The sequence below is a fragment of the Microbulbifer sp. HZ11 genome (genome assembly GCF_000708675.1).
In the GTDB taxonomy this organism is placed as follows: domain Bacteria; phylum Pseudomonadota; class Gammaproteobacteria; order Pseudomonadales; family Cellvibrionaceae; genus Microbulbifer.
In genome coordinates, this window is record NZ_JELR01000001.1 from 342060 (window position 1) to 364963 (window position 22904).

At 56.9% G+C, this 22904-nt stretch carries 20 protein-coding genes; 11 read left to right on the forward strand and 9 right to left on the reverse strand.

Features of this window, described 5'->3' with window-relative positions; translation table 11 throughout:
- Nucleotides 1-53 precede the first annotated feature (53 nt).
- Genes AU11_RS01500 through AU11_RS01510 form a run of 3 tightly spaced genes read left to right on the forward strand, consistent with a single transcriptional unit; the run spans nucleotide 54 to nucleotide 2181 of the window.
- Nucleotides 54-1535 carry an IS66 family transposase gene (locus AU11_RS01500; RefSeq protein WP_255343216.1) on the forward strand — a complete coding sequence of 494 codons (1482 nt, stop codon included), beginning with the start codon at nucleotides 54-56 and terminating at the stop codon, nucleotides 1533-1535.
- Between the two features lie 26 nt (nucleotides 1536-1561).
- Complete coding sequence (locus AU11_RS01505; RefSeq protein WP_156035079.1) at nucleotides 1562-1891, forward strand: hypothetical protein; 330 nt, start codon at nucleotides 1562-1564, stop codon at nucleotides 1889-1891.
- Nucleotides 1888-2181 carry a hypothetical protein gene (locus tag AU11_RS01510; protein ID WP_043315914.1) on the forward strand — a complete coding sequence of 98 codons (294 nt, stop codon included), beginning with the start codon at nucleotides 1888-1890 and terminating at the stop codon, nucleotides 2179-2181. Before AU11_RS01505 ends, AU11_RS01510 begins: the two co-directional genes overlap by 4 nt.
- A gap of 275 nt (nucleotides 2182-2456) precedes the next feature.
- Here the strand turns inward: AU11_RS01510 and AU11_RS01515 are convergent, their stop codons facing one another.
- The 3 genes from AU11_RS01515 to AU11_RS01525 form a co-directional block, all read right to left on the reverse strand.
- Entirely contained in the window at nucleotides 2457-2936 is a 480-nt protein-coding gene (locus AU11_RS01515; RefSeq protein ID WP_043315916.1) for a hotdog fold domain-containing protein, read from the reverse strand.
- A gap of 173 nt (nucleotides 2937-3109) precedes the next feature.
- Nucleotides 3110-3775 (reverse strand): hypothetical protein, encoded by a 666-nt coding sequence (locus AU11_RS01520; RefSeq protein ID WP_043315917.1) that lies wholly within the window; start codon nucleotides 3773-3775, stop codon nucleotides 3110-3112.
- 10 nt (nucleotides 3776-3785) lie between these two features.
- Nucleotides 3786-4403, reverse strand: coding sequence for a hypothetical protein (locus AU11_RS01525; protein WP_043315919.1), 618 nt, complete (start codon nucleotides 4401-4403; stop codon nucleotides 3786-3788).
- 302 nt (nucleotides 4404-4705) lie between these two features.
- Here AU11_RS01525 and AU11_RS01530 point away from each other — a divergent pair, with 302 nt between their 5' ends.
- The 3 genes from AU11_RS01530 (at nucleotide 4706) to AU11_RS01540 (ending at nucleotide 7698) form a co-directional block, all read left to right on the forward strand.
- Complete coding sequence (locus tag AU11_RS01530) at nucleotides 4706-5506, forward strand: ATP-grasp domain-containing protein (RefSeq protein WP_043315921.1); 801 nt, start codon at nucleotides 4706-4708, stop codon at nucleotides 5504-5506.
- 97 nt (nucleotides 5507-5603) lie between these two features.
- Nucleotides 5604-5849 carry a DUF6482 family protein gene (locus AU11_RS01535; protein WP_043315923.1) on the forward strand — a complete coding sequence of 82 codons (246 nt, stop codon included), beginning with the start codon at nucleotides 5604-5606 and terminating at the stop codon, nucleotides 5847-5849.
- Nucleotides 5850-5949: 100 nt separating this feature from the next.
- Nucleotides 5950-7698 carry a hypothetical protein gene (locus AU11_RS01540; protein WP_156035081.1) on the forward strand — a complete coding sequence of 583 codons (1749 nt, stop codon included), beginning with the start codon at nucleotides 5950-5952 and terminating at the stop codon, nucleotides 7696-7698.
- A 73-nt stretch (nucleotides 7699-7771) separates the two neighbouring features.
- Here the strand turns inward: AU11_RS01540 and AU11_RS01545 are convergent, their stop codons facing one another.
- Nucleotides 7772-8845 (reverse strand): alpha/beta fold hydrolase, encoded by a 1074-nt coding sequence (locus AU11_RS01545; RefSeq protein WP_231491411.1) that lies wholly within the window; start codon nucleotides 8843-8845, stop codon nucleotides 7772-7774.
- Nucleotides 8846-9192: 347 nt separating this feature from the next.
- On the opposite strand from AU11_RS01545, the gene AU11_RS01550 reads away from it, so the two are divergent.
- Nucleotides 9193-11088, forward strand: a complete 1896-nt coding sequence (locus AU11_RS01550; protein WP_043315926.1) for a hypothetical protein — start codon at nucleotides 9193-9195, stop codon at nucleotides 11086-11088.
- Here the strand turns inward: AU11_RS01550 and AU11_RS18210 are convergent.
- The 4 genes from AU11_RS18210 to AU11_RS01565 form a co-directional block, all read right to left on the reverse strand.
- Complete coding sequence (locus tag AU11_RS18210) at nucleotides 11005-11268, reverse strand: hypothetical protein (RefSeq protein WP_156035083.1); 264 nt, start codon at nucleotides 11266-11268, stop codon at nucleotides 11005-11007. The genes AU11_RS01550 and AU11_RS18210 overlap by 84 nt on opposite strands.
- A 189-nt stretch (nucleotides 11269-11457) precedes the next feature.
- Nucleotides 11458-13269 carry a hypothetical protein gene (locus AU11_RS01555; protein WP_043315928.1) on the reverse strand — a complete coding sequence of 604 codons (1812 nt, stop codon included), beginning with the start codon at nucleotides 13267-13269 and terminating at the stop codon, nucleotides 11458-11460.
- A gap of 26 nt (nucleotides 13270-13295) precedes the next feature.
- Nucleotides 13296-15029 (reverse strand): hypothetical protein, encoded by a 1734-nt coding sequence (locus AU11_RS01560; protein WP_043315930.1) that lies wholly within the window; start codon nucleotides 15027-15029, stop codon nucleotides 13296-13298.
- Between the two features lie 75 nt (nucleotides 15030-15104).
- Nucleotides 15105-15383: a hypothetical protein gene (locus tag AU11_RS01565; RefSeq protein ID WP_043315932.1), complete on the reverse strand. Its 279-nt coding sequence runs from the start codon at nucleotides 15381-15383 to the stop codon at nucleotides 15105-15107.
- A gap of 269 nt (nucleotides 15384-15652) precedes the next feature.
- Here AU11_RS01565 and AU11_RS01570 point away from each other — a divergent pair, with 269 nt between their 5' ends.
- From AU11_RS01570 to AU11_RS01585, 4 genes are all read left to right on the forward strand, one after another.
- Nucleotides 15653-16297, forward strand: a complete 645-nt coding sequence (locus tag AU11_RS01570) for a hypothetical protein (protein ID WP_043315933.1) — start codon at nucleotides 15653-15655, stop codon at nucleotides 16295-16297.
- 89 nt (nucleotides 16298-16386) lie between these two features.
- Nucleotides 16387-18621, forward strand: a complete 2235-nt coding sequence (locus AU11_RS17610; RefSeq protein ID WP_051686855.1) for a TonB family protein — start codon at nucleotides 16387-16389, stop codon at nucleotides 18619-18621.
- An 86-nt stretch (nucleotides 18622-18707) separates the two neighbouring features.
- The gene (locus tag AU11_RS01580) at nucleotides 18708-20216 is read left to right on the forward strand and encodes an Hsp70 family protein (protein WP_156035085.1); all 1509 of its coding nucleotides are present in this window, start codon (nucleotides 18708-18710) and stop codon (nucleotides 20214-20216) included.
- Between the two features lie 18 nt (nucleotides 20217-20234).
- Nucleotides 20235-20990, forward strand: a complete 756-nt coding sequence (locus tag AU11_RS01585; protein ID WP_051686856.1) for a PP2C family serine/threonine-protein phosphatase — start codon at nucleotides 20235-20237, stop codon at nucleotides 20988-20990.
- Nucleotides 20991-21042: 52 nt separating this feature from the next.
- Here AU11_RS01585 and AU11_RS01590 read toward each other — a convergent pair whose 3' ends face one another.
- A complete protein-coding gene (locus AU11_RS01590) occupies nucleotides 21043-22896 on the reverse strand; it encodes a M14 family metallopeptidase (RefSeq protein ID WP_197023734.1) in 1854 nt (617 codons plus the stop codon).
- Between the last annotated feature and the right edge of the window lie 8 nt (nucleotides 22897-22904).

Genomic DNA, 22904 nt, shown 5'->3' on the forward strand with positions numbered 1-22904 from the left:
GAAAAGTTCAGGCGACAACTACCCTGACACATAGGGACCTGCTCGAAGAGCAGATTCTACTGATGCGGGACAAGCACTTTGCCCGCAGCAGTGAACAGTCCCCGGATCAGTACGGCTTCTTTGATGAGGCTGAAGTCGAATCGGAAACGCCTGCGCCGGATCTTGCCGAAGAACCCCCTTCTGAAAACGCCACAAAACCTCAGTCGAGAAAGACCTCCGGTCGCCGCGCCTTGCCGGCGGAACTTCCACGTGTCCGCCGTGAGCACGATCTGCCGGAGGAGCAAAAGAGCTGTACTTGCGGCTGCCAGCTCCAGGCTATTGGCGAAGAGATCAGCGAACAACTCGACATCATCCCGGCCAAAATCCAGGTCATCCAGCACGTACGCAAGAAGTACGCCTGCAAGACCTGCGAGTCCAATGTCAAAACGGCGCCACTACCGGCCCAGCCCATCCCGAAAAGCAATGCCAGTCCCGGCCTGCTGGCCCAGGTCACCGTTGCCAAATACCAAGATGCACTGCCGCTGGCCCGACAGGAAAAGATCTTCGCCCGATATGGCGTAGATCTCCCACGTAACACTCTGGCCAACTGGATTATCCGCTGCGGTGAGCTGGTACAGCCACTGCTGAACCTGATGGAAGACCGATTACGATCAGGTCCCATCATTCAGTGCGATGAAACACCAGTGCAGGTACTCAAGGAGCCCGACAAGCCACCGGAGAGCAAATCCTATATGTGGGTACGCCTCGGCGGCCTCCCGGATGAGCAAGTCGTACTCTACGACTACCACGCCAGCCGCAGTGGCGACGTGGCCGGCCGCCTATTGTCCGGCTACACCGGCTATCTACAGACCGACGACTATGCCGGTTACCACGCCGTGGGTAGTGAAAACACCATCACGCACATCGGTTGCTGGGCCCACGCGCGGCGGAAATTTATCGAGGCACAAAAGGTTACCGGCGGCAAAGATAAAAAGAGCAAAAGCAAATCGAAATCGCCCAGTAAAGCCGATATTGCATTGAATTACATCGGCCACCTCTATGGCATCGAGCGGCAAGCTAAAACGTGTACTGCGGAAGAGCGCTATCAGATCCGCCAGGCGAAAAGCCTGCCCGTACTGGACAAGCTGCGCGGGTGGCTCGATAAAAACCTACCGAAAATACTACCCAAGAGCACACTTGGCAAAGCAATGTCGTACCTCGATAAGAACTGGACGAAGCTCTACCGGTATACGGAAGATGGCCGCCTACGTATCGGCAACAACGCCGCAGAAAATGCCATACGTCCGTTCGTGATCGGCCGCAAGAACTGGCTCTTCAGTGATACGCCGAAAGGGGCCAAAGCCAGTGCGGCGCTATACAGCCTGATTGAAACGGCTAAGCTGAATGGCCTGGAGCCGCACAAATATCTGGCTGCGGTATACAGCCGTCTGCCACAAGCCGAATCAGTGGAGGCCATCGAGGCATTGCTACCGTGGAAGATCAGAGCTGCTGGGCTACCTGAAAGCAATACTCGCGTCGAGGGCGGGGAAGACTGATCGCTTACGAGGATCTAGTCAATGGATTGCGGGTTAAAGACTGGTATCTTTCATCCGACTTGCAGTGGGTGCTTCCGCATTCTCAGATGGGTTTGTCTTTTTCTTCCAATTGGCAGCACCTGAAAGGTTTGCACAAAATGAAGCAAAAGCACAATCCTGGTGCTGCGGTACATGTATATTGGGTTCTTGAGACCGCAGATATTCCGCCGGGGCTTGAATTTTTGCCTGATGAACGTAAAAAGGGACACTATTTTTTGACGGTGACGCAGAAAATGCTGGTACATCAATTAATAGAAAAGTTGCAGTGGATTGCAGATCGAATGTCTGTGATTGAAGATGCCGGAGTAGCGCTATGATCGAGTACAAATATCAGGAAGAGAAAGTTGTCGCCAAGTTTTTCGCAAATCTGCTCAACGATGGAGAAACGCTAGCTATTATTGACCGGGGTTTCGTAAGTTCCGCGGAGGAAGCAACACATCTGAGTAAGTTTTTCTGGGCCATGGTTAATAAATCTGCTCAGGGAGTGAACTTGCCTTGCGAGGGTACATCGGAGTACTGGACGGAGAAGCTTTATAGCACGCTAGGTGGGTATCTGGAGCGTGCAGGCTACGAGCAACAGTGGAATGACGAAATCGATAATGCGTAAGTTATCGCAACGTTCCTTTTATAGTAGGGGGTGGTAGGGACGGGGTAAGCGTAAAGCGCGAATGCAAATGACCCGGAAGCGTTTCAGTAGCTTCCGGGTCGTATTTACCCAAATCGGTGTCAATTCTTATCAGAGGTCGGGGTCAATATATTGACTTAACAGTATCTGCTGGGAGCGGCCAGTTTTGATTAGTCCAATCTATTTCCATTGCTATAGTCATCTCACCAAGAAACCACGCATTATTAAGCGTGAATGTACCTTTGTGCCGGCGAAACTTATTGCTTCTTGGGAGAAATCCGCATTGTGATATCCGCGTAGAAGACCTCCTCGCCGTTGGTATCAAATACGCTCACCGGCATCACCACATCCTGTGCTGAATCCCAATGAAAGTCGTCGACCCTACACACGGCGCGCAGGTCGGTTTTGGCCATCTTCAGGTATTGCACGGTCATGCCAACCGGAATCCAGCGGAAATTGCCATTCAGGGATACGTCCAGGCATACGCCTCCAGCCAGTTCGGCAGCGTTACACATGGCGATGGCGTGCACGGTTTTAATGTGGTTTTGTACTGCACGGCGCTTCTTCAGTCGGACTTCAACCAGGCCCGGCTGTATCTGCTTGAAGCGAGGTTTGATTGAACTGAAGTAGGGGGCATTGAAACAGACAATTTTGCTCACCAGCCAGCGGCCAAGGCTATTGCCGCCCAGGGTGTTCCAGAGTTTCAGAATCGGGCTTTTGGAGGGTACGTAGGTCATTTGCTATCTCGTGACTCGCTGCATCATAGGGTTGCCTATCTTGCACCTTTGTTACCCGCAGATTTAGTGTCAAACTGCCCGATGGGCTTGTCCTTATCACTAGTTGTTGTCCTCAGCGCCTTAACAGTAGTTCTTTCTGGCGCAAATGGGTTGGTTGGGCGGTTTGAGTCTATTCAGTGGGTAGGGCTCTTTAGCAGTCTGGTGCGCAGCTCGTTTGCCCCAATTAGCAGCATTTCGTAACCATTGCCAAATGCATTGGGATTGTTCCAATCCATACGCACTATCAAGTCTTCCGTGCCGTCGCCATCCAGGTCACCTCTGGCCAGAAGGGTATAGTCAATATCAAGGCCAGCAAGGTTACTTTGGACCACTGTTGGGCTTATTTCGACTATTTCAGAGTTGGGGAAAGCCTGTGCTATTTCTTGATTTGATACTGGCGATGGGTCACCTCCTAGATCCGGGGTGGCGTTTGCAGGTAGTTGCTGAATAAGCTCACTGGTAAGCACGGGGGGGAAGAATGACTTTCGGGAGTTACCTGCAGAGAAGTAAAGCTTTAATGCCTCGCAGTTCACGTTCAACATGGTGAATAGTGAGAACTGATCTTCCCGGATCTCGCTTGCCTTGGTCTGCTTGATGTCCCCGCAGGTCTGAAATTGGATCGTTGATCCATTTTTTGTGTCCAGTTCGTAGTCGAATTTGCTCTCGTTGTAGTTTTTTCCGACCTCGACGAGTCCTGCGAAGTTGTCAGAATAAATAGCTTTTTCAATATGCGGGTTGCCGGACTTTTCGGTACAGGCGGAAATAATCATTACCGAAAAGAGAGTTAATAATGATCGCATGATGTCGTCCTCAGGGCTGTGCTGAAACCGCAGTTTGGTGGGCAGACTTAAGGAGATTCTGAACGTATGCGTTCCTGCTGGGGCTGACCTGAGGGCGGTGGCTCTCGGTACTCGCGGCCAGCCAGTTTTCGTTCTGTATGGCCTTGTTGAACTTTATGAACTGTTTTTTCAGTTTGGTAGCCCCAATGTTAAATATCATGTCGAACAATGCTAACTGAACTTTATCCGGAAAACTGTCGAAGTTTTTTGCGTAGCCATTTGCAGTGCTGTAGAGCGTGCTTAACTCGATGTAGAAACTGCTGATATGCCGATCCCGCTGAATCTCTATGTCACTGTCTTTCATGATGAGTTTGCAATACTGTTTGTACCATTTGGCGCGAAAGTTCCGCTTCTGTTTTGATATGTGATCAAACTCTTGCTGCTTTTCAGCGGTGGTGGCTGGAGTCGTCGCGATCCCGTTTTGTGTGTTGTACATTGGGATTGTTGTTATGGCATGGCGGTCTGGAATCAGGTGTCCTATGCCTACGGTGACTTTGCCAACCGTATCTAAATAAAGATGGTTGTAACGGCCTTCGTACTCTTCGAGCTTCTTCGCCACGGTGTGCTTTATTGCCGGGTTAAGAGGCATGCTTTCATCCCGTAATGATTTTCTAAAGCCTAATTTTATCTCTGTCGCGTCGAAAATTGAATCGAGAGTTCAGGTACGATCGTTCAGAGTCTCGAGCATAAGGCGTAGGGATTTGATAAAGCGATCAGAGTCCTGTTATCGGTAACCGTGAAACGTGCTAGGTGTGGTGGCACGGCGAAATATATTGAACAGCCTAGCTGTCAGTTTGGCGCGCAAAGCTTCATTGGGTCCCAGCTTTTTTCCCACAACACCAAATCTCTGCCTACACTTGTTCTTCGATAAAAAGAATCACAGGATTGCAGATGGCCGTTTTCGTCGAAAAGGGCCTGGACGGTTGTTTCGATGTAGAGTCCAAGCTCATCATGGAATACTGCACAGCCAACCGGATACCTACCCAGGTGTTCGAGCCGTTCGATATTTGCAGTGGCAAGCTCTCCCTGAAGTATGCGCAGCTGGTGGTAGGCTGTGTTGGTGCGGTCAAGGATGCATTGAAAACCCTTGGTGCGGCGCCGCCCTCTCTGGATCCCTATCCCGCCTCCCTAAGACCCTATCTCCGCCGGGCCGTATGGCCGACCACCGTAGAAAATCTGCTCAACCGGGTTCAGCGTGGGGAAATGGCGTTTGCCAAATCGATGGCCTGGGGGCTGGTGCCGGGCAACGTCTATTCGCCGGATTGCGACAACAATGCACTGCACTATGCGCCGCCTGCGCTGGATGTGTACGCCTCCGAGGTGGTGGAGTGGCTGTGTGAATTCCGCCTATACGTAGTGGACGGAGTGATTGTTGGGGGCGGCCAGTACGCCGGCCCAGCGGGGCCTTCCATCGATATGCGCGTGGTGCACAGGGCGCTGAAAGCATTCCGCGCCGACCCTGCCGCGCCGCGGGCCTTTGCGATGGATTGGGGAGTGATGGCGAGAGGGCACACCGCACTGGTTCAGGTAAAAGACGCCTGGTCGCTCAAGGCGTTTGGTGATATCCATGCGGCCAGTTACTACCGGGTATTGAAGGCGCGCTGGAATGAGCTGGTGGGAGCAGCGCGGGTGGAAGCGGGCGGCAAACGGGCCGCTGCGGCGGTGTTTGCCGGCCGTTCCGTATCGGTATGAAAGTGGCTTGGTGCCCGGTAAATTTCCGTTTGCGGCCAAGGCACCTTAAGCTGAAGGTGCGCCCCGTGTATTTTGGCTGAGCGCGGTAGGAGGCAATATGGACCTACAGATACTTTCGCTGGAAGGACAATTTTATATCGTAAAGACGGTAGATGAATCTGGTTCCCACCTTCTTACCGATCGCCACAACGCACCACAAAAGTTTCACTGCCTCGAAGAGATTCGGGACCACTTTGCCTGGAAAAGCCTGGACGATGTGTGGCTGGAGCAGCAGACGCCCTATGAAGAGATGTGCGGCCTGACCGATGATACCGCACCCCTTCGGATCAAGTTGAACTGGTAGCTCAGCAATTCACTACCGGTGTCAGCCGCCGAAAATTGTGTCGTCTATCAACCCTGATGTAGTCTTTGAACCAAACCTAACGGACTCAAAGACACAGTAAATGCCTTCGTCAAATACCTCTGCTCGCCTTTCTCGCCGGCATGCCTGCCTCGGCGTTCTGATTCTCAATATCGTGACAGTCCTTGTGGCCGGGTGTAGTACGCCGGCACGTCAGGTGGTTTCTGAGGCATACCACAGTGAGAAGCCGCGCATCGATCAATGGGCGGCAGACTGGCACAAGGATTCTGACGCCGAGTTCCGCTCGGACAGATCGGTGCTGGTGGCCACGTATGCGACAACAGAGTTTACCAATGTGAAGCGCTTGCGCAGCACCGACGAACTGGTGTCCGCAAAAACACCGATGGTGGTGGCATGGCTGGAAATGAAAAAGGGACCGCAGGCGATTCCGCTGTACCGATATGTGGTAATCCCTCTGAAATATGTAAGTGCAGAGACGCTTATCCAGCAGGGTGCCTATATCAGTGAGCAGAAAGACCTTGGACTGCCCGCACAAATGCCCGCAAGTCCGTATAAGGGTGCCGTGGTTACCGACTGGCAGTATTGCTACGCCTGCTTTGCCCAGCGCGAGATCGAAGAACTGGAAATGCGAGACCTGAACTTTCTCACATCCAGTGTAAAACGCCGGATGGAAGCCCGCTCGTTGGGTGGCCTGTACTTTCTGAACACGGCAGCTGCGGCGCGCACGCGCTCTGCCGGTACGGCGACGTTGACCGTGGAAGTAGGCGAGCGTGCCCGGGAGCAACAGCAGGCATTTACCGATTATTACCTGAAAAACAGGGCCGCCCTGGCGGATGCCCGTGAGGGAGATGCGCGCTATCGCCGCTTCTGGCGCGAAGAGGTCGAACCGCTCCTGTTCGATGCTTTTGCCGTGTCCCAGGGTTGTCCGAAAGATTTCCAGTCGTCCCGTCAACGCTATAAGCGATTGGCACCAATGTATGTGGAACAGCGTATCCGCCTGAACCGGGAATATGTGGAATGCCGGAGCGATGCACTGGCGCGGTACGACCTGAATACTTACCAGTCTCAATATGCGCAGTTGCAGCAGCGTGAGAGCGCGCTGTGGGCCCAGTCCAGCGGTTCCCTTCGCCGCAAGATGATACCGCCGCAGGAGGTGGTGCCGCAGGCGGTGAAATGGATCGATGAGGCTGCGGAGGGAATCGAAAGTGCCTACCACGACCTGGCGAATATTGAAAAGGCAGAAGCGCGGGCGGCGGCTTCGAAGCAGCGCGCGGAAGCCTTTAGTCAGGCTACCTGGCAGTCGACATTCAGTGCCATCAGCAACCGCAACGCGCAGGTGTTACAGCAGTCTCGCCAGATCAGTGCCATGGTCGACCGTGCACAATCTGCGCCCCGTCCGGCGTTTGGTAAACCGAACGAGGAGCGAAAATCTGCGGAATCGGGTTCGGAATCGGAAGTGGGAAAGAAAGTGCAGTATAGGCCCGACACGGCGAGCCCTGCACTCGTCGCCGCTGCCAAGGAAGCAGAGCCCATGGGAGCCGAAGAAAATAGCGAAAATGCCTATGTGGGTGCGGGGCGCGATTACCCGCTCAGCGGAAGTTCCAGCAGCTACTATCAGCGATCCGTGGCCATTGACCTGGCGGAAACCAATTTGCGTAATCAGGCGGCCGAGTTCTGCGGGAGCAGCTACAAGGCGGAGATTCGCTGGAGCCCGGATGCGGAGTGTAAGCGGAGCGCCGTGGCCGAGAGTTTTCTCTGTACACGGGACGCCTTGGTGAACTGTTACGAAAACCGGTGCGAGCAGGAATTTTGCGGAACGCGATCGCCCTAGTATTCGATCGCTTCCTTTTATTGTTTAAAGTCCGGGCACACCGGGTTTTACCGCCCGGACTTTTAAACCGCGCTTACTGCTTGCCGGGGGCTTTCAGAAATTCGGTCAGTGCCGCCATATAGCGGTCAAAGTCTTCAAACTGCGGTACGTGACCGATGCCGTCCAGCTCCACCAATTGCGCATTGGGGATGGCTTCTGCGGTTACTTTACCGAGTCTGTCGTAACGGCCGAGATCGGCGCGGGTGGACTCCGGCGCGCGATTGCGGCCAATGGCGGTGCGATCGCGGGTGCCGATAATCAGCAGGGTGGGGGCCTTCAGGTCGCCGAATTCGTACAGCACCGGTTGGGTGAACACCATATCGGATGTGCGCGCGTCAATTTCCGCAATCTTGTCTGCGTCCGGACCAATGGTCCAGCCGGCCTGAATAGCCAGGAGCGGGTCGTAGGCCGCTTTCCATTTACCGTCAAAGTAGGCGGCGGTCATATAGCTTTTCACCTTCTCCGGGGTCTGCTGTTTTTCCTGGGCAATGGCCTGCTCGACGGGCTGATAGGGGGTGAACCGCTTCCAGTCTTCCAGGCCGATGGGGTTGATCAGCACCAGCTTTTTGACGGTTTCCGGGTACATCAGGGCAAAGCGGGTAGCGAGCATCCCGCCCATGGAATGGCCGGCGACGGTGGCGCGGGAAACGTCGAGCTTGTCCAACAGTGCTTTGGTGCTGTCCGCCAGCGCCTGAAAGGTGAACTGGAAGCCCTCCGGCTTACTGGATTTGCCAAAGCCAATCTGATCCGGCGCGATAACCCGATAGCCCTGTCTGCTGAGGGCATCGATGGTGCTCTGCCAGTAGGCGCCGGAGAAATTCTTGCCGTGCAGTAACACAACGGTTTTGCCATTGGCGTCCGCTGCCGGCGGTACGTCCATATAGACCATTTCCAGTGGCTGCTGCTGGTCGCGGAACGCAAAGGTCTCGACCGGGTAGGGGTAGTCCATATCGCTCAAGCGGGCATCCTGGGGTTTTACCGCAGGGGCGCTTTCTGCGGCCAGGGAAGCCGGCGGCCAGATCAGGCCGAGCGTGGCCATGACCAGGGGTATAAGAAATCGGGGCAACAGGGGCAGTCGGATCCACGGTTGGCGGGTGGCATTCAGCATAAGTCTTCGTACTCCTTGAGGTATTGCGAATGTTCGGCTGGGTGAGCCGTGGTTCTGTCTCTCTGCACGATCGCGCCGCTGCTAATTTGTTCTGTTTATAAAACGACCTGGACAGCAGCGCCGATGATCATAGCACTGATAGATGACTGACCGTATTTACCGCGATGGATTCCCGGTGGCTGTCGGGTCTACCACAGGGCATGGCTCCAAGGGGCTATTTCTGTGCGAGGAATCACAAATTTCATCGAGTTCTGTTTAAAATGGCTGCTGGTCCCTCTCCGTAGATGATTCTTCGTGAATAAATCGTGCCGCTTCATCGGCGGCCACAATAAGTTCGAGACGTAGCAATGGCCCGCACCCAGCAAATCGAAAACCACTTCCGCCAGACCGTATCCGATGCCCGCAATCTTGCCGCCACCCTGGAACAGGGCCAGGCGGAAATGCCGCTGGCCGAGCACTTCGGTAGCCTGATTCAATCTCTGGATCGTCGGCCGTTTTCCGTCACGCTGCTGTGCCTGGACAAGCCCAGTCGGGAGCGGGTGCTGAAGTGGCTGTACGGCCACCAGTTTGCGGTTTTCTCACTGCAGATTTCCGGGCAGATCGGCCTGTTGGAAGTGCAGCTGAAGGACAAGGGCTACGCGGTTGAAAACAGCAGTGGCTCGCGTCAGGAGTTCGATACCTGGGAGGAGCTGGTACAGGTGGTGGGCGATCCGTCCGGCATGACGGACAGCAGTGGCCAGGAACTTACACTGGTGACGGAGCGGGTAAACGACCTGAAGAACCTCAACCTGCTGTTGCCGGACAGCACAAAATTTGTGCAGGAGTCGCCCGCATTACTGACACGCATTCTGCGCGAGACCAATATTCTGATGGTGGCAGGGCATCCGCACTACGCTTTGTCGGAAATCGAGCGCGGTGTGATCAATGATCTGATGGCGGAGATGGAAGGCTTCTGGCCGTTGCTGCCCGTGGATGAGCTTGCGGAAGAGGTGAGTATTCCGGAGAACGGCTGGTGGCAGCAGGTGGCACGCCCCAAGATCAACCTGCCACCCAAGCTGATTACCACCCATGTTGAGGCCGAACTGCCCGGGTTCCTTACCAGCCCGGAAAATGCGCTGCGCCAGACCTTGCAACTGCTGCTGCTCGGTCGCAAGGCGGAGACTGCGGTCGAGGCGGTCAACGAGCGGCTGTCTCAGGAGCTGCGTCAGCTGGAGAGCCGCAAAAAGCGCGAAGCGCGCAAAACCCAGACCAGCGCTGCATTGGGCAATGACATGGGTTTCGCCAGTCAGCTGCGCAACCACCTCGGGGATGGGGTGAGTGACATCAATAAATCCCTGCAGGAAAAGGCCCGTCGCAACGACACTGGCACCGGCAACGCCGGTCAGCAGTTGAAGCAGTTTATCGACTCCATGCACATCGACGATCTGGCGATGGAGAAGGGGTACAAATCGATCAAGCTATCTCTCAGCAACAAGTATCAGGAATCCCTTACCCGTTTTCTGCGCGACGCCTTGAAAAACGGGGTTAAACGCGATGCGGAAATGCTCAATAGCGAACTGGATTCCCTCAAGCGCTCCCTGTCCAATGAATTCAAAAGCAAGACCGGCGTGGAGCCGGTGCTGGAGTTCGATCCGCTCAATCGCGATGGCCTGATTGATGATCTCGCCAGCTCGGTGAATCTGGAGATGCGCTACCAGGGCGAGATGCCCAAGCGCGGCTTTTTTCAGCGTTTGGGGGAAGCGCGCCGCGCGGCCTTCGTCATTCTGATGAGTGTTTCGCTGCTGGCGATGATGGGTATCAATCTGCGGGATAACCCACTGATCGGCGTCATTATTTTCTTTGTGTTTGTCGGTGCTTTTGTTTTCACCTATTACGGCTGGAAGCGGGAGGACGAGGAGCGCCTTGAGAAAGAGGTCAGCCGCGTGCGCGAGGAAGTTCTCGGCAGCAGCCGCCGGCTATTGGGGGAACTGACCCGTGAGAAGCAATCGCGCATCGGCGATTTTCTCGAGCGCATCAAAAAACAATGGCAACTGGTGCTGGACCGCACCTTGCAAGACTGGCAACAGCGCGAGCGCCAGACCAGCGAAAAGCAATCCCATCAGTCCCGCCAGCGCCTGGCGAATATCGATACGCTGATCAATCAGTGGCAACGGCAACAGCTACCCGCGCAGAAACTGCAGGGCAACGTAAGCAAGATCGTCAGTGATTGTCGGGCCCAACTCGAAATGCTGGTGGACGCTTGATCCATTTAACAGCTGCCCCAGCGCCGTCTCGGTCAGTGGCACATCGGTGACCAGTGCAATGTAGGAATCCGTTGTGGGGGTGTCCGGTGCAATCAGCCCCGCCTCCCACACACCGCCGCTTTCCGGGATGGTGATGGCGTTTGCCCGGCGCATGGTCAGGTCCTGTCGCAATATATCCACCTCACCATTTTGATACACGCCCAGCAGATGCAGATAGCCGGGGTTCCCGGTTTTTATCTGCCAGCGGTATTCGGCGGCCGCAGGTACCTGGAGGGGCAGTCGTTGGCCGTTGACACGCTCCGGGTAGAGGGTGAGTTGGCGACGGTCAGGCTTATCAGGAATGGTTTTGCGGTTGCTGTTCTTGGCATATCAGATATTCGCCCAACCATTGGGTGTGCTGTTCGCTTTATCCAGTTTCTCGCGCTTGCGCTGTTCCGCTACCCGCGCCCAGTCTTCGGCCTCGTCGCGACTGGATTGGGCATCACTTTTTTCCGCGGTGCAGCTGGATGTCATCCGCTGGCACTGGCCCAGTCCATTGCTGGCATCGCCGTGATGCTGAGCGGTCTGTTCCGCGGAAACCTTGGCCGCGTCGGCGTGCTCCTGAGCTTTGTCGCGGTTGGCCTCGGCGGTGACCTGGGCGTTGAACGCATCCAGGTTTGCATCCAGTGCGCGATTCTTAGCATCCATGGCTTCTTTGAGCAGCTCGTTGAAGCGGCTGCGACTTTCCTGCGCGGCGTCCTCGGCGTAACTCAGCAGATCCTGGATGTCGGACTTGAGGCCGTCGGTGTCGTCCCGTGTCTGTTGGGTATCCTGGGACAGCCGCTGGATCTGCGCGAGTAATTTGTCGACTTCACTGGCGTGGACGTCTGCTGTGGCGTGCGCCCGCTGCGCGGCATCGTCGAAACGCTCGGCAGACTGCATAGCGGTTTGCGCATTGGCGGACGCGGTCTGTGCGGAAGAGACTTCGCTCTGGGCGCGCCCCACCGCAGCGGTGGCCTGGGCGGTTGCAGACGCGGCTTCGTTCGCCGCGCTGCCCGCGTGCGAGGAAGCCGCGTTGGCCTTGGCGTTGGCGTCTTCCGCGGACTGGCTGTTGCTCTCGGCGGTTTCCGCCTGTTGCTGTGCCTGTTCGCTGGCCTGTTGTGCAAGGTTGGCCTGTTGTTCGGTTTCTGCACGCAGACGCGCGGCCTCGGCGGCGAGATTGTCTGTGCTCTGCTGCTGATCACGGGCAGCGTCGGCAGCACGCTCCGCGGCAGACTTTTGCGTGTCAGCGGATTCCGCCGAGGAATTTGCGGTGTTTGCGTTATCTCCCGCGGCACTGGTGGCATCACCGGCGTTTTCGGCCTGCTGCTGTGCGCGTCCGGCGGAATCGGTCGCGGTATCTGCACCGGTTTGCGCGCTGGCGGCAGCGGTCCCGGCATCGCCGGCTTGGTCCGCGGCGGTACCGGCGGCCTGGGACGCGTCGTTGGCCTGCGAGCGTGCAGCATCGGCAGCCTGGCCAGCCTTGCCGGCGTGGTCGCGCGCCTGCTCACTGGCGCTGCCGGCCGCGGATGCGGCGGACTGGGCTTCCTGCGCGGAGGCATTGGCAATGCTGCTTTGGGACTGCGCATCGCTTGCCGCACTACCGGCGGTCTGGGCACTGCCCTGAGCGCTGCTGGCGGCACTGGCGGAGTTGCCGGCCTGGGCCTGTGCGTTGCTGGCCGCGCTTTGCGCGGCACCACTGGATTGTTGCGCCTGGCTGGCAGCGGCATTGGCGGCCGTGGCAGCGCGGCTTGCCTCTTGCGATGCGTTTTCTGCCTGGCGGGAGGCACGGCCGGCATCTTGTGCTTCGCGCTCTGCGGTATCTGAGGCGCTTCCGGCCTTGGCCGCGTGTCGCTGTGCTTCGCTGGTTGCCTGCTGGGATTGCTGTGACTGTTGCTGGGCGGTATTGGCGCTGCTCTGTGCCTGTTGCGCCTGCTGGCTTGAGCGGGTGGCAGATTCGGTAGCCGACTGAGCCGTGCTGCGGGCCTGTTGCAGGGCTTCGCGGCTGGCCGCGGCCTGCTGCTGGGCAATACCTGCTTCGATTTCCGCGGCCTGTTTGTCGGCCTGTGCCTGCTGGGCAGCCTGGCGGGCCTGTTCGGCTTCCGCGCGAGCCCGCGCCAGTGCGGCTTCCAGTTCGCTGCGGTCTTTGGTTGTGGAATCCATGACAGTGTCCTAGTTCGTTGACCGCATTAAATGCTGTTGGCTGCCGAGCGCGCATCGGATGCCGCTTCGCGGGCATCGCCGGCGGCGTCGTTGGCAGTGCTCAGGGTGTCCCGCGCGGTGTCCACAAATCCCACGATCTGTTGCGCGCCGTTTTGCGCCTCGCCGGCATAGCGCTCGGCGGTGTCCATATGCTTTTGCGCGTCGATCATTGCGTCCATGGCTTTTTCATTGTGTTTCCACGCGTCGGTGGCCGCATTCTTTGCATCCAGTGCTTCGCCTTCGGTTTTGTCCACCGCGGCGATGGCCTGCTGCTCCATATCCGACAGCAGGTTTGCCAGTTGTTCAGAGGTCGAGCGGGCGTCGTCGCGCAGGGACTCGGCTTCCTGTCGCGCCGCCTCTGCCTGTTGCAGTTGCTGTTCTGCGCGGGCCAGGTAGTCCTGTGCACGGCGCAGTGCCTCGTCGGTCTGTTCCGCACTGCTGTGCGCCTGATAGGCGGCACTGGCGGCGGCGGACGAAGCGGACGCCGCCTGGCTCGCCTCGGACTGGGCTTCGGATGCGGCAGCAGATGCCTGTGAGGCTTCCGACTGTGCCTGTGAGGCGGAAGACTGCGCCTGGCTTGCGGCACCAGCGGCCTGGCTGGCGTCGCTGTCGGCTTGTTGTGCCGCAGACTCCGCCTGTTCGGCGGCCGCGCTGGCGGTCTGCTGGGCCTCGTCGGCTTCTTCCGCTTCGCTATCGGCGGTTGTGCGGGCTTCTTTTGCACTCTCCGCCTCTTCGGCAATCGCCTGGGCCTGCTGCTGGGCCAGTTCCGCCGCTTTTTGCGCGGCCAGCTGCTGTTCTTCACTGCTCACTGCGGCGTCCGCCGCGCGGGTTTCGCTCTCCTGGGCCACGTCAGCGGCGCTCTGTGCCTGGTCGCGCAGGGTACTGGCGGTTTCCGATGCTTCCGCCGCGCGCTCGGCTTCCTGAGTTGATCGGTTGGCGGCGTTCGTGGCGCTGTCGGCCTGAGTCTGGGCATCGGTTGCGGCGGTTGTGGCCTGATCGGCACCGGTTCTCGCGGTGTCGGCGGACTGGCCAGCATCTCCGGCCTGGGTGTGTGCCTCGCCGGCCGCGGTGCCGGCGTCTGTGGCCTGCGCCTGCGCGTCCTGGGCGGAGCTATTCGCCGCGCCAGCCTGGTTTTGCGCGTCTGCGGCGGATTGCCCCGCCTGGGAGGCCTGGTTCTGGGCATCGGTCGCTGCGGCGTTTGCCTGGGAGGCCTGGGTCTGTGCATCGCTGGCGGAAGCCCCGGCGGCGCTGGCCTGTTGTTCTGCGCTGCTCGCTGCGGAGCCGGCGGTACTGGCCATCTGTGCCGCTTCACTTTGATTTGCGGCAGCATCGGAACTGGCAGAGCGGGCGGCCTGGGCTTCCGAGTCAGCGGTGTCCGATGCCTGGCGGGCCTCGGCGGCTTCGCGCTGCGCTTCGGCGGCGGCCTGCGCGGCCTGGTTGGCCTGCTGTTGAGCATCGCTGGCGGAGGAGCTCGATTGCTGCGCACCGCTGGCGGCCTGGCTCATGGACTCGGTCGCTGCCTGGGCCTGTTGCTGGGCCACATTCAACGCTTCCTGGCCCTGTGTCGCCTGATCTTTGGCGAGGGAGGCTTCGCCTTCCGCCTTCTGTTTATCCAGTTCGGCGTCCTGCGCAGCCTGACGGGCTTTTTCCGCTTCGGCGCGTGCCTGGGCAAGCTGCTGTTCAAGTTCGTTGCGAGTGGAGCTGAATTCCTTGCTGGGCATATTTGAGGTTCCTGGCAGGTACGACCAATGTTGTTGTAGTTGTGTGATTTTTTTCACATTTTACGGTGGCGCCTTTCAGCGAGAAAGTTCTTTCTCAAGCTCCTGCTGGGCTTTGGCTACGCGGAATTCTTTCAGCAGGTTTGTGGCGAGTGCCTGGGCGAAGGTTTCTGGCCTGGATTGTCCCGAGTAGGTTTTGCAGCGCGACCAGTCATTCTCACTCAGGCGATCGATGACATAGGTGCAGGCTTCTTCCGCAAGGCCAGGCTGGCCGAAGCGCGAGTTGGCGAGGCGGTCGAGCTTGCCGATCCATGCTTCAGAGAGTATTAACGCTGGCCAGGAATTCGTACTGCGCATGAAATTGTTTTTGTCGTTTTTTATTTACTGCAAGTTCAGTCGCGGATATTGGTGTCGGGAAATCCACACTGGATGACAGCATCTGCATCGATTGGATGTGATTTTCTCGTACTCGTGTCTGATCGTCGCATTTTATGCTGCGCAATTCACGCATTAAATGGTACCCTTGTCGCATTATTGAACACGTTCAATAAAGAGCTGGGTGATTGTGTGTAATGCACCGATTTGGCCATCTGTAACAACAACGAAAACAGCACGCATCCCATCACATGAAACAGGTCGTATCGTGTCTTTTGGCACTGACTTTGTGTATTTCGGGCAATTTGGTCTGGGGCGACAGCGAATTCAATCGCTGGAAACAGAAGCAGCGCGGCGCCTTTGAGGGATTTGTTACCGCCCGTGACCGTGAATTTGCGAAGTATTTGCGCACCAGCTGGCGTGAATTCCAGGCGCATAAGGCGCTGGTTCGCGAGCAAACGCCAAAGCCGAAATGCCAGCCTCGTGTCCCGCAATTAGAAGCATCGCAGGGAGCGATGGAGCCAGCTCCGACGAATAGCCCTTTCGGGCCCGACTCTTTAGAGCCATTGCAGGCTCCCCAGCCAAAACCTGCCGCACCGAACAAAAATCCTGTCACTCAACCCGGTACTTTTTCCGAGCAGAAATCGCCGCAACAGGAAAATTTAATTCGCGTTGGTCTCTATGGTAGCGCGCTGCGATTTCCTCCGGCGCCCAACCTGCGAAACGTGCGCCTGATGCACGTTGTACAAAACGGATTCAAATATCAGACCAACGATGAGCAATTCGGCGGTGAGCGCTACCTGTTGCCCTCAGAATCTATTTACTACAACGCGATCGACTGCGAAGACCGATCTTTAGTTCGAAGGGGTACGCCCACTATGCTGGCGGTGAATTGACGATGCTTCACAGGTTGCCCGCCGCTCGACGCGCACCTTGCAGGGCAGCGGTTGCAGAAACGTAATTTAAAATATTGGAAAACGACACAATGAATCAAAGCGCAGTTGCTGAACTTGTGGGGCTTGATGAAAGTGCCAGCGCAGATCAGATACGGGAGGCGATCGCACAGAAAATCGTGCAATTGCAGCAGGCTCAAGCCAAGGCGCCGACGGATGTTTTGCGCAATAAGTATCAGCGGCAACTGGATCAATTGCAGCTTGCTCGTGGGCAATTAACCGCTCAGGACAGCGAGAGCGGGCATGTGAATGCCGCTCTTTCGCAGACCAAAATGGCGGACCTGCCGCAGTCGGGCACGCAGTTTGATGCGGCGAACAATGTGCAAATTCGGCTTCAATCCGGTCAGCTTCTTGCCAACCGCTACGAGATTCGTGAGCAGATAGGCTCGGGTGGCATGGGCGCGGTGTATCGTGCGTACGATACGACCCGGCAGGATGAGATCGCGCTCAAAGTGTTATTACCCGGATTGGTTCGCAATGAGCGGGCCCGCGAGCGCTTTCTGGATGAAGCGCGCATCTCGTCCAAGCTGAGCCATCCGAATATCGTCAATGTATTCGACGTCCAGCAGGATGGGGACCTCTTTTTCCTGACTATGGAGCTGTTGGAGGGGCAGGACCTACGACAGCTGATGGAGGTGCGGAGTCTCACTCGTCAGCCGTTCACCGAGGAGGAAGCCCGCGGGTTGGCGGTCACACTCGCGCAGGCACTCGTTCACGCGCACCAGTTTACTGTTCACCGGGATATCAAGCCTGAGAATATCTGGGTCACCGAAGACGGTGACTACAAGATTATGGACTTCGGTATTGCCCGCATTCAATCCGCGAGCCAGCGCACCCAGACCGGTGCGGCCATGGGGACTGCCTATTACATGGCACCGGAGCAGTTGAAGGGCAGTAACGCCATTGACGGGCGCGCCGATCAATATGCGCTGGGGGTGTTGTTGTATGAACTGCTCGCTGGTGAAGTCCCTGCGGGCCGATTCCGGCCGCTACGCGATCTTCGTAAAGATTTGAGCAAGCGTTTTACCGACGATATTGAAAAGGCACTGGATACACTGCCCGAAGGGCGCTTTGATGATATGGCCGCGTTTGCGCAGGCGTTGGAAAAAAGCAAAGGCCGGACCAGGTTGAACCTGCCCTGGAAAGGAATCGGTATCGCTGCCGGCCTACTGGTGGCGCTGTTGGGCGTCGGTGGTCTGGCTTCCAGTGGACATATCGGGTTAGACAGCCTGAAAAGCCTGCTGCCCATGAGCAAGGAAGAGATCGCCATACGCAAGGCCGGCCTCGCCCGTATTCAGGGGGAAATCAAGGTGCTGAAACAACGTCTGGATTCTTCCCGACGTGATCTCGACAGTGATCTGCGGGATGCAAAACGCAACGAGAGCCCGGAGTTGAGAGCATTGGAAAATTGGCAGCAGGCTACAGAGCAGGGCATTTTCTCAGGCCACCGCCTGACGGAGCTGGAAGGAGATTTGTCGATGGCTGAGACGTTGTTGCGCGATGAGGCCTTTGATCAGGCGCAACCGGTCTTTGAGAAAGTGCGTTCCGGTTTTTCTGCCTTATTGGAGGATTTCGATGCGGCAGCCGGGCTCCTTATGGCACAAGCGGCCTTCGATGAAGCCCGAAACGATTGGGAGCGTGTACAGGATGAGTACAGTTTGAGTGCACCTGCTCAGGTATCCGCAGCACTGGAGGCGAAGAATCAGGCAGTACTGGCCGAGCAACGGGGCGACTTTGCCGCCGCCCTGGGGGGCTGGAAATTGGGTGAGAAACAGTGGCGCGAGGCTCCAGAGGCCATGGGCGACGAGATCGCTCGTATTGATGCGGAAAGAAAGGCAGCCGTAGTGGCCGCCAAGCGCAAACGGGATGCGGAAGCGGCGGAGAAAAAGCGCCGGGCAGAGCTTGCCGCGGCAGAACAGCGGCGCCGCGAGGCAGAAAAAATGGCGGAGCAAAAGCGCCTCGAAGCGCTGGCACGTAAAGAAGAGCAGGCAAAAATGGATAAGCTGCAACCCCTTGTTCGAATCGCGCCTCGCTATCCGATACAGGCAGCGCGGGATGGCATTGAAGGGTTTGTGATCGTCGCGTTTGATATTAATGAGGTGGGTGCGGTTGAAAACGTCCAGGTCGTGGATTCGCGCCCCTTACGTGTGTTTGACCGTGAAGCAAAAAGAGCGGTATCCAAATGGAAATATAAGCCACTGATTGAAGATGGTGTTCCAGTGCGCACGCGCGGAGTGATGACACAATTGGACTTCACTTTGCAGTAATTAGCTGAATTTTTATACGAATAACATGCGCTGTGAGTGTATGGAAATAGCCGCAAAGCGGAAAGACTTTTTGGAGAAATACATTGTTGCATTTGGGGATAGACCTCGGAACCACATTCACGGTAGCGGCCTTCGTCAACGACCGTGGCCAGCCGACCCTGTTTCCTGATTTTCACGATGCCAATGAATTCCGCACACCCAGTGTGGTGCATCTTGGGGAGGAGGGGTGTCTGGTAGGCACGCCGGTGGAAGAAATTCTGGAAGATGAACCGGGATTACCTCACGCGCGGTTTTTCAAACTGGATATGGAGGCGAATCGGCCAGTATTTACTGATAGCGATAAACGGGAGTGGTATCCACAGGCACTCTCGGCGCTTGTGTTGAAGAAAGTCCTCAAGGATGTCGATGCGTTTGCTCATGAAGATATCGGTGGTGTACTGATTGCCGTGCCTGCCAATTTCAACGATGCACAGCGTCGGGCGACCAAGCTCGCAGCGCAGATGGCAGGCATTTCCCAAGTAAAGTTGATTGAAGAGCCTGTGGCGGCGGCCACTTTTTACGGAGTGCATCAGGTCGGCGGAGAGCAGACCCTGTTCGTGTACGATCTGGGTGGTGGCACTTTTGATGCCACGGTATTGCAGTCTTCCGAGGACGGGCTTTACGCGCTGTCGACTCAGGGTAGCAATCGTCTTGGTGGAAAGCACATTGACGAGCGCATCGTACGGTTTATTGTCGAAGAGTTTGAGCGTCAGCACGGGTTCAAACCGGACGATCCCGCGTCGCTGCAAACCCTACGCCGTTTTGCCAATGAGGCAAAACACACCCTGGCCAAACCGGGTAAAGGCCGTGTCAACAAAACACTGGTTCTCGGAGGTCGTACGCTGGAATTTATTCTTACCAAAGATCGCTTCAACCAGCTCATCGACGATTTTGTTGATGACACTCTGGCGGTGTGTAACAGGGCGTTACAGGCTTCGGGTATGGATTGGAGCTTTATCGATACCGTGCTTCTTACCGGCGGATCATCACTGCTACCTCTAGTGTTGGATAAGGTCGCGCGAGCGAGTGGCAAGGCACGCGACCAGCTGGTGTGCAAGCAACCCCATCAGGCGGTCGCCTACGGCACAGCCATTCTGGCCCAGCAGACCTTCGGCCATTCAAGCGGAAAAGCGCTACAGTCCATCTGCTCCTATGATCTGGGAATTCGGACGCTCGGGCGTGATGGCGAGCCGATGGTAAAAGTATTGATCGAACAGAACTCTGCGGTTCCCGCCAGTGCAGTCACCACCTTTTATACCAGCCGTGACGACCAGACCCGCATGATCATCGAGGCGGTGCAGAAACGCGGTGAGGGTGAGTCCGCGGAAGAAAAGAGTCTGGGGTACTTTGCGTTTGGCCCTATCGAAAATCCGCGCAAGAAATACCCGGTGGAAATTGAGATGTGCTATGACCTGGAGGGGATAGTGACCATCACTGCGCGGGATCCGGAAACCGGACGGGAAATTCGCCAGGTCATGGACGAAGAATCCGAAGCGTTGGATCGCGCGCTGTTTGAACAGCAGGGTTGGCTGCAAAAGCTGGATGTCAATAGTTAAAGCGTGGAAACCAGGTTGATGCAGGGGCGAATTGAGAGCATTGCCGTATCCCGGGTAGGGCACGTACGTGAGCACAATGAAGATGCGGTGTTCAATGACGATGAGCGCGGTTTGTGGCTCGTTGCGGATGGCATGGGTGGACACGCCGCGGGTGAAGTGGCGAGCCAGTTAGCGGTGGATACGGTGGTGCAGGACATGATCGCGGGGGATGACCTGCGCCAGGCGGTGCAGCGTGCCCACGTGGCAATTAAAGCCGCTGCTCGCGATAACCCCGATCAGTCGGGTATGGGTACCACGCTCGTTGCGGTACAGCGATGCCGGCGTGGATTCCGGCTGATTTGGAGTGGCGATAGCCGTGTTTACGCCTGGGATGAGAAGGGGCGACTGCGACAATTGACCCGGGATCATTCCTTCGTGGAAGATCTGATTGAGCGTGGGGTTCTGAGTGAAGAGGAGGCCCAGAATCACCCGAAAAAAAATCTGATCAATCAGGCCCTGGGCCTGGTGGAGCTACCGCATCTGAATCCGGGCGAATCCTACTATCGACCGGGCTCCAGGGGTGGGCTAATGCTTTGTTCAGACGGTGTGAGCGATATGCTCAGCCCCGGTGAGCTGAGCGATATATTGACGTCGGGTGGCGATCTACAAGAAACCGCAGCAGCGCTCACGCGTGCGATCGAAGGCACCAGTGCAACAGATAATTTCAGTTTTGTTCTGTTAGCACACCCCACACCTGGCTTGAAAGGTCTGTTTCAGCAATGGCTAGGGCGCTAGCTCCAGCCTGCGAATTATTAATTTAGGTGCTTTTTTCATGGTGCAGACCCTTTCAGTATTTCAGTAAAACCGGGTACTTCAGATATTCTTGGTCGTAGTAAGGGCTGCGCTGATAGAAAAAAGAAAGCCTGGCGGAGGGACTCTCGGCGAAGGTTTTGTCCTGTAGCCGCTTCTCAAAGGCGCTTCTCAGATCGGCATCCTGCGCCAGCATTTTTTCTGCCAAGGGGATGAGTGCGTAGGGTTCCGCGTACTCGGTACGCTGGAAAATCTGGTTGAAGAATCCCCATTGGAAAAAGGAGTCAGGGCCGCGAGGGTCCAGGAGCGCAGTGGCAAGCTTTCCCAATGGCTGGTTGGTGGATACCTCAAGGTAATCATCAACCGGCCGTTGAATGCGTTCTCGCGAGAACTTTGCATCGACACGGAAGTGGCCTTCAAACGGCGCCTTGCCAAACTCGTGGGCTTCAACAGTGAACTGGGTAAGCGGGAGTGGTCCGCCCTTAGCATTGGACATTTCGATGCCGTGCGCTTTCAGGCGCTCGACGACGAGCTTTTCATGGCGGGGGATGTAAAAGGCTTCCGGTACGCGCACCTCTACGGCTTTAACGTCGTCTCTGAATACCGGTAACCCCCGATAATCTCTGGCTTTGCCGAGCCAGACCACATTTTCTTTGCCGCTGATGGGGTTCTGTTTTTTCTCGTAGGCCATGCCTTTGAAGGGCTTTTCAGCATAGACGCTGAGGTCTGGTGTCTTGTTGGCGCTCCAGGCAAGCACCTGGGTCTGTGGGCGCTGCTGCTGATCTTCCGTGATGGCAGCGCGCAGTGCATTGCCGTGCTCCGCGAGTGAGGCTAGGCTCGCCTTGATCAGTTCATAGGTGCCCAGCACACGCTGGCGATACGGCTTCAGTGAGTGGTTTTCCACCAGAACCGTGGGCGTGTGGCGCAGATCGCCGAGTCCGTTGGAGTAGCGGGGACTGGCGGTCCAGTGGCTGATGCCATCGGAGAATTCGTTGCTGTTGACGCCGAATACCAGCGGGCCGGGAATATGTCCGGCTTTTGCCAAGGCCGTGTCCACGTCTTGCTGGAAGGTCTGCTCAAGCCAGCGCGCGATCTTTGGTGAATCACTGGCGAAGGAGCCGTTGTAGCCGTAGGTGATGTCGTACTGGTAGTCCTCACCATCGGTGACGTGGATGTCCAGGTAGAGTTCTGGCTTGTACTGGTTGATCACGTCCATCACCGCGCGCAGTTCTGGTGTGTCCAGTTTGGCGTAGTCGCGGTTCAGGTTGAGGTTGTTGCGGTTGGTGCGCCAGCCCGCGTTGTGTGGCCCGCGCTGGTTCATCCGGGTGTGCGGGCCGGCGCGCTCGTGTCCGTCGACATTCAGAATCGGGATGATCAGCAGGTTGACTTTGCTGATGAGCGCCTTCAATTCCTTGTCACCGCCGATATAGTCGCGCAGCAGCATAAAGCTCGCGTCTTTGCCGTCAATCTCGCCGGAGTGGATACCCGCCTGGGCCAGCAGGGTAGGCTTGCCGTTGGCTATCGCGTCGCTGCCACCTTCCGTCACGGTAATCAGCTGGATTTTGCGGCCGCTGTTGGCGGCACCGATATCGCTTACCTGAATATCGTCACTGGCCGCAGCCAACCGATTGGCAAAGACTCGGGTTGCTTCGTAATCGGGCGTGGTTTTGAAGTCGCTGGCTTCCGCCGGGGTCACCCAGTCGCCTGTCTGCTGGACGAGTTTTTCCGATGTACCCTTCCAGGGAAGCAGTTTTGGGAGTGGGGCGGTCAGCTCATTGGATGCCATAGCAGAAGCGCTGCTGGCCAGGGCCAACCCCGCAATAAACCGGCACAGGTGTGAGCATGCGCGGCGGCGGAAGGCGGGCGTGCGATGAATGGACATCAGGGACATTCGGGGGG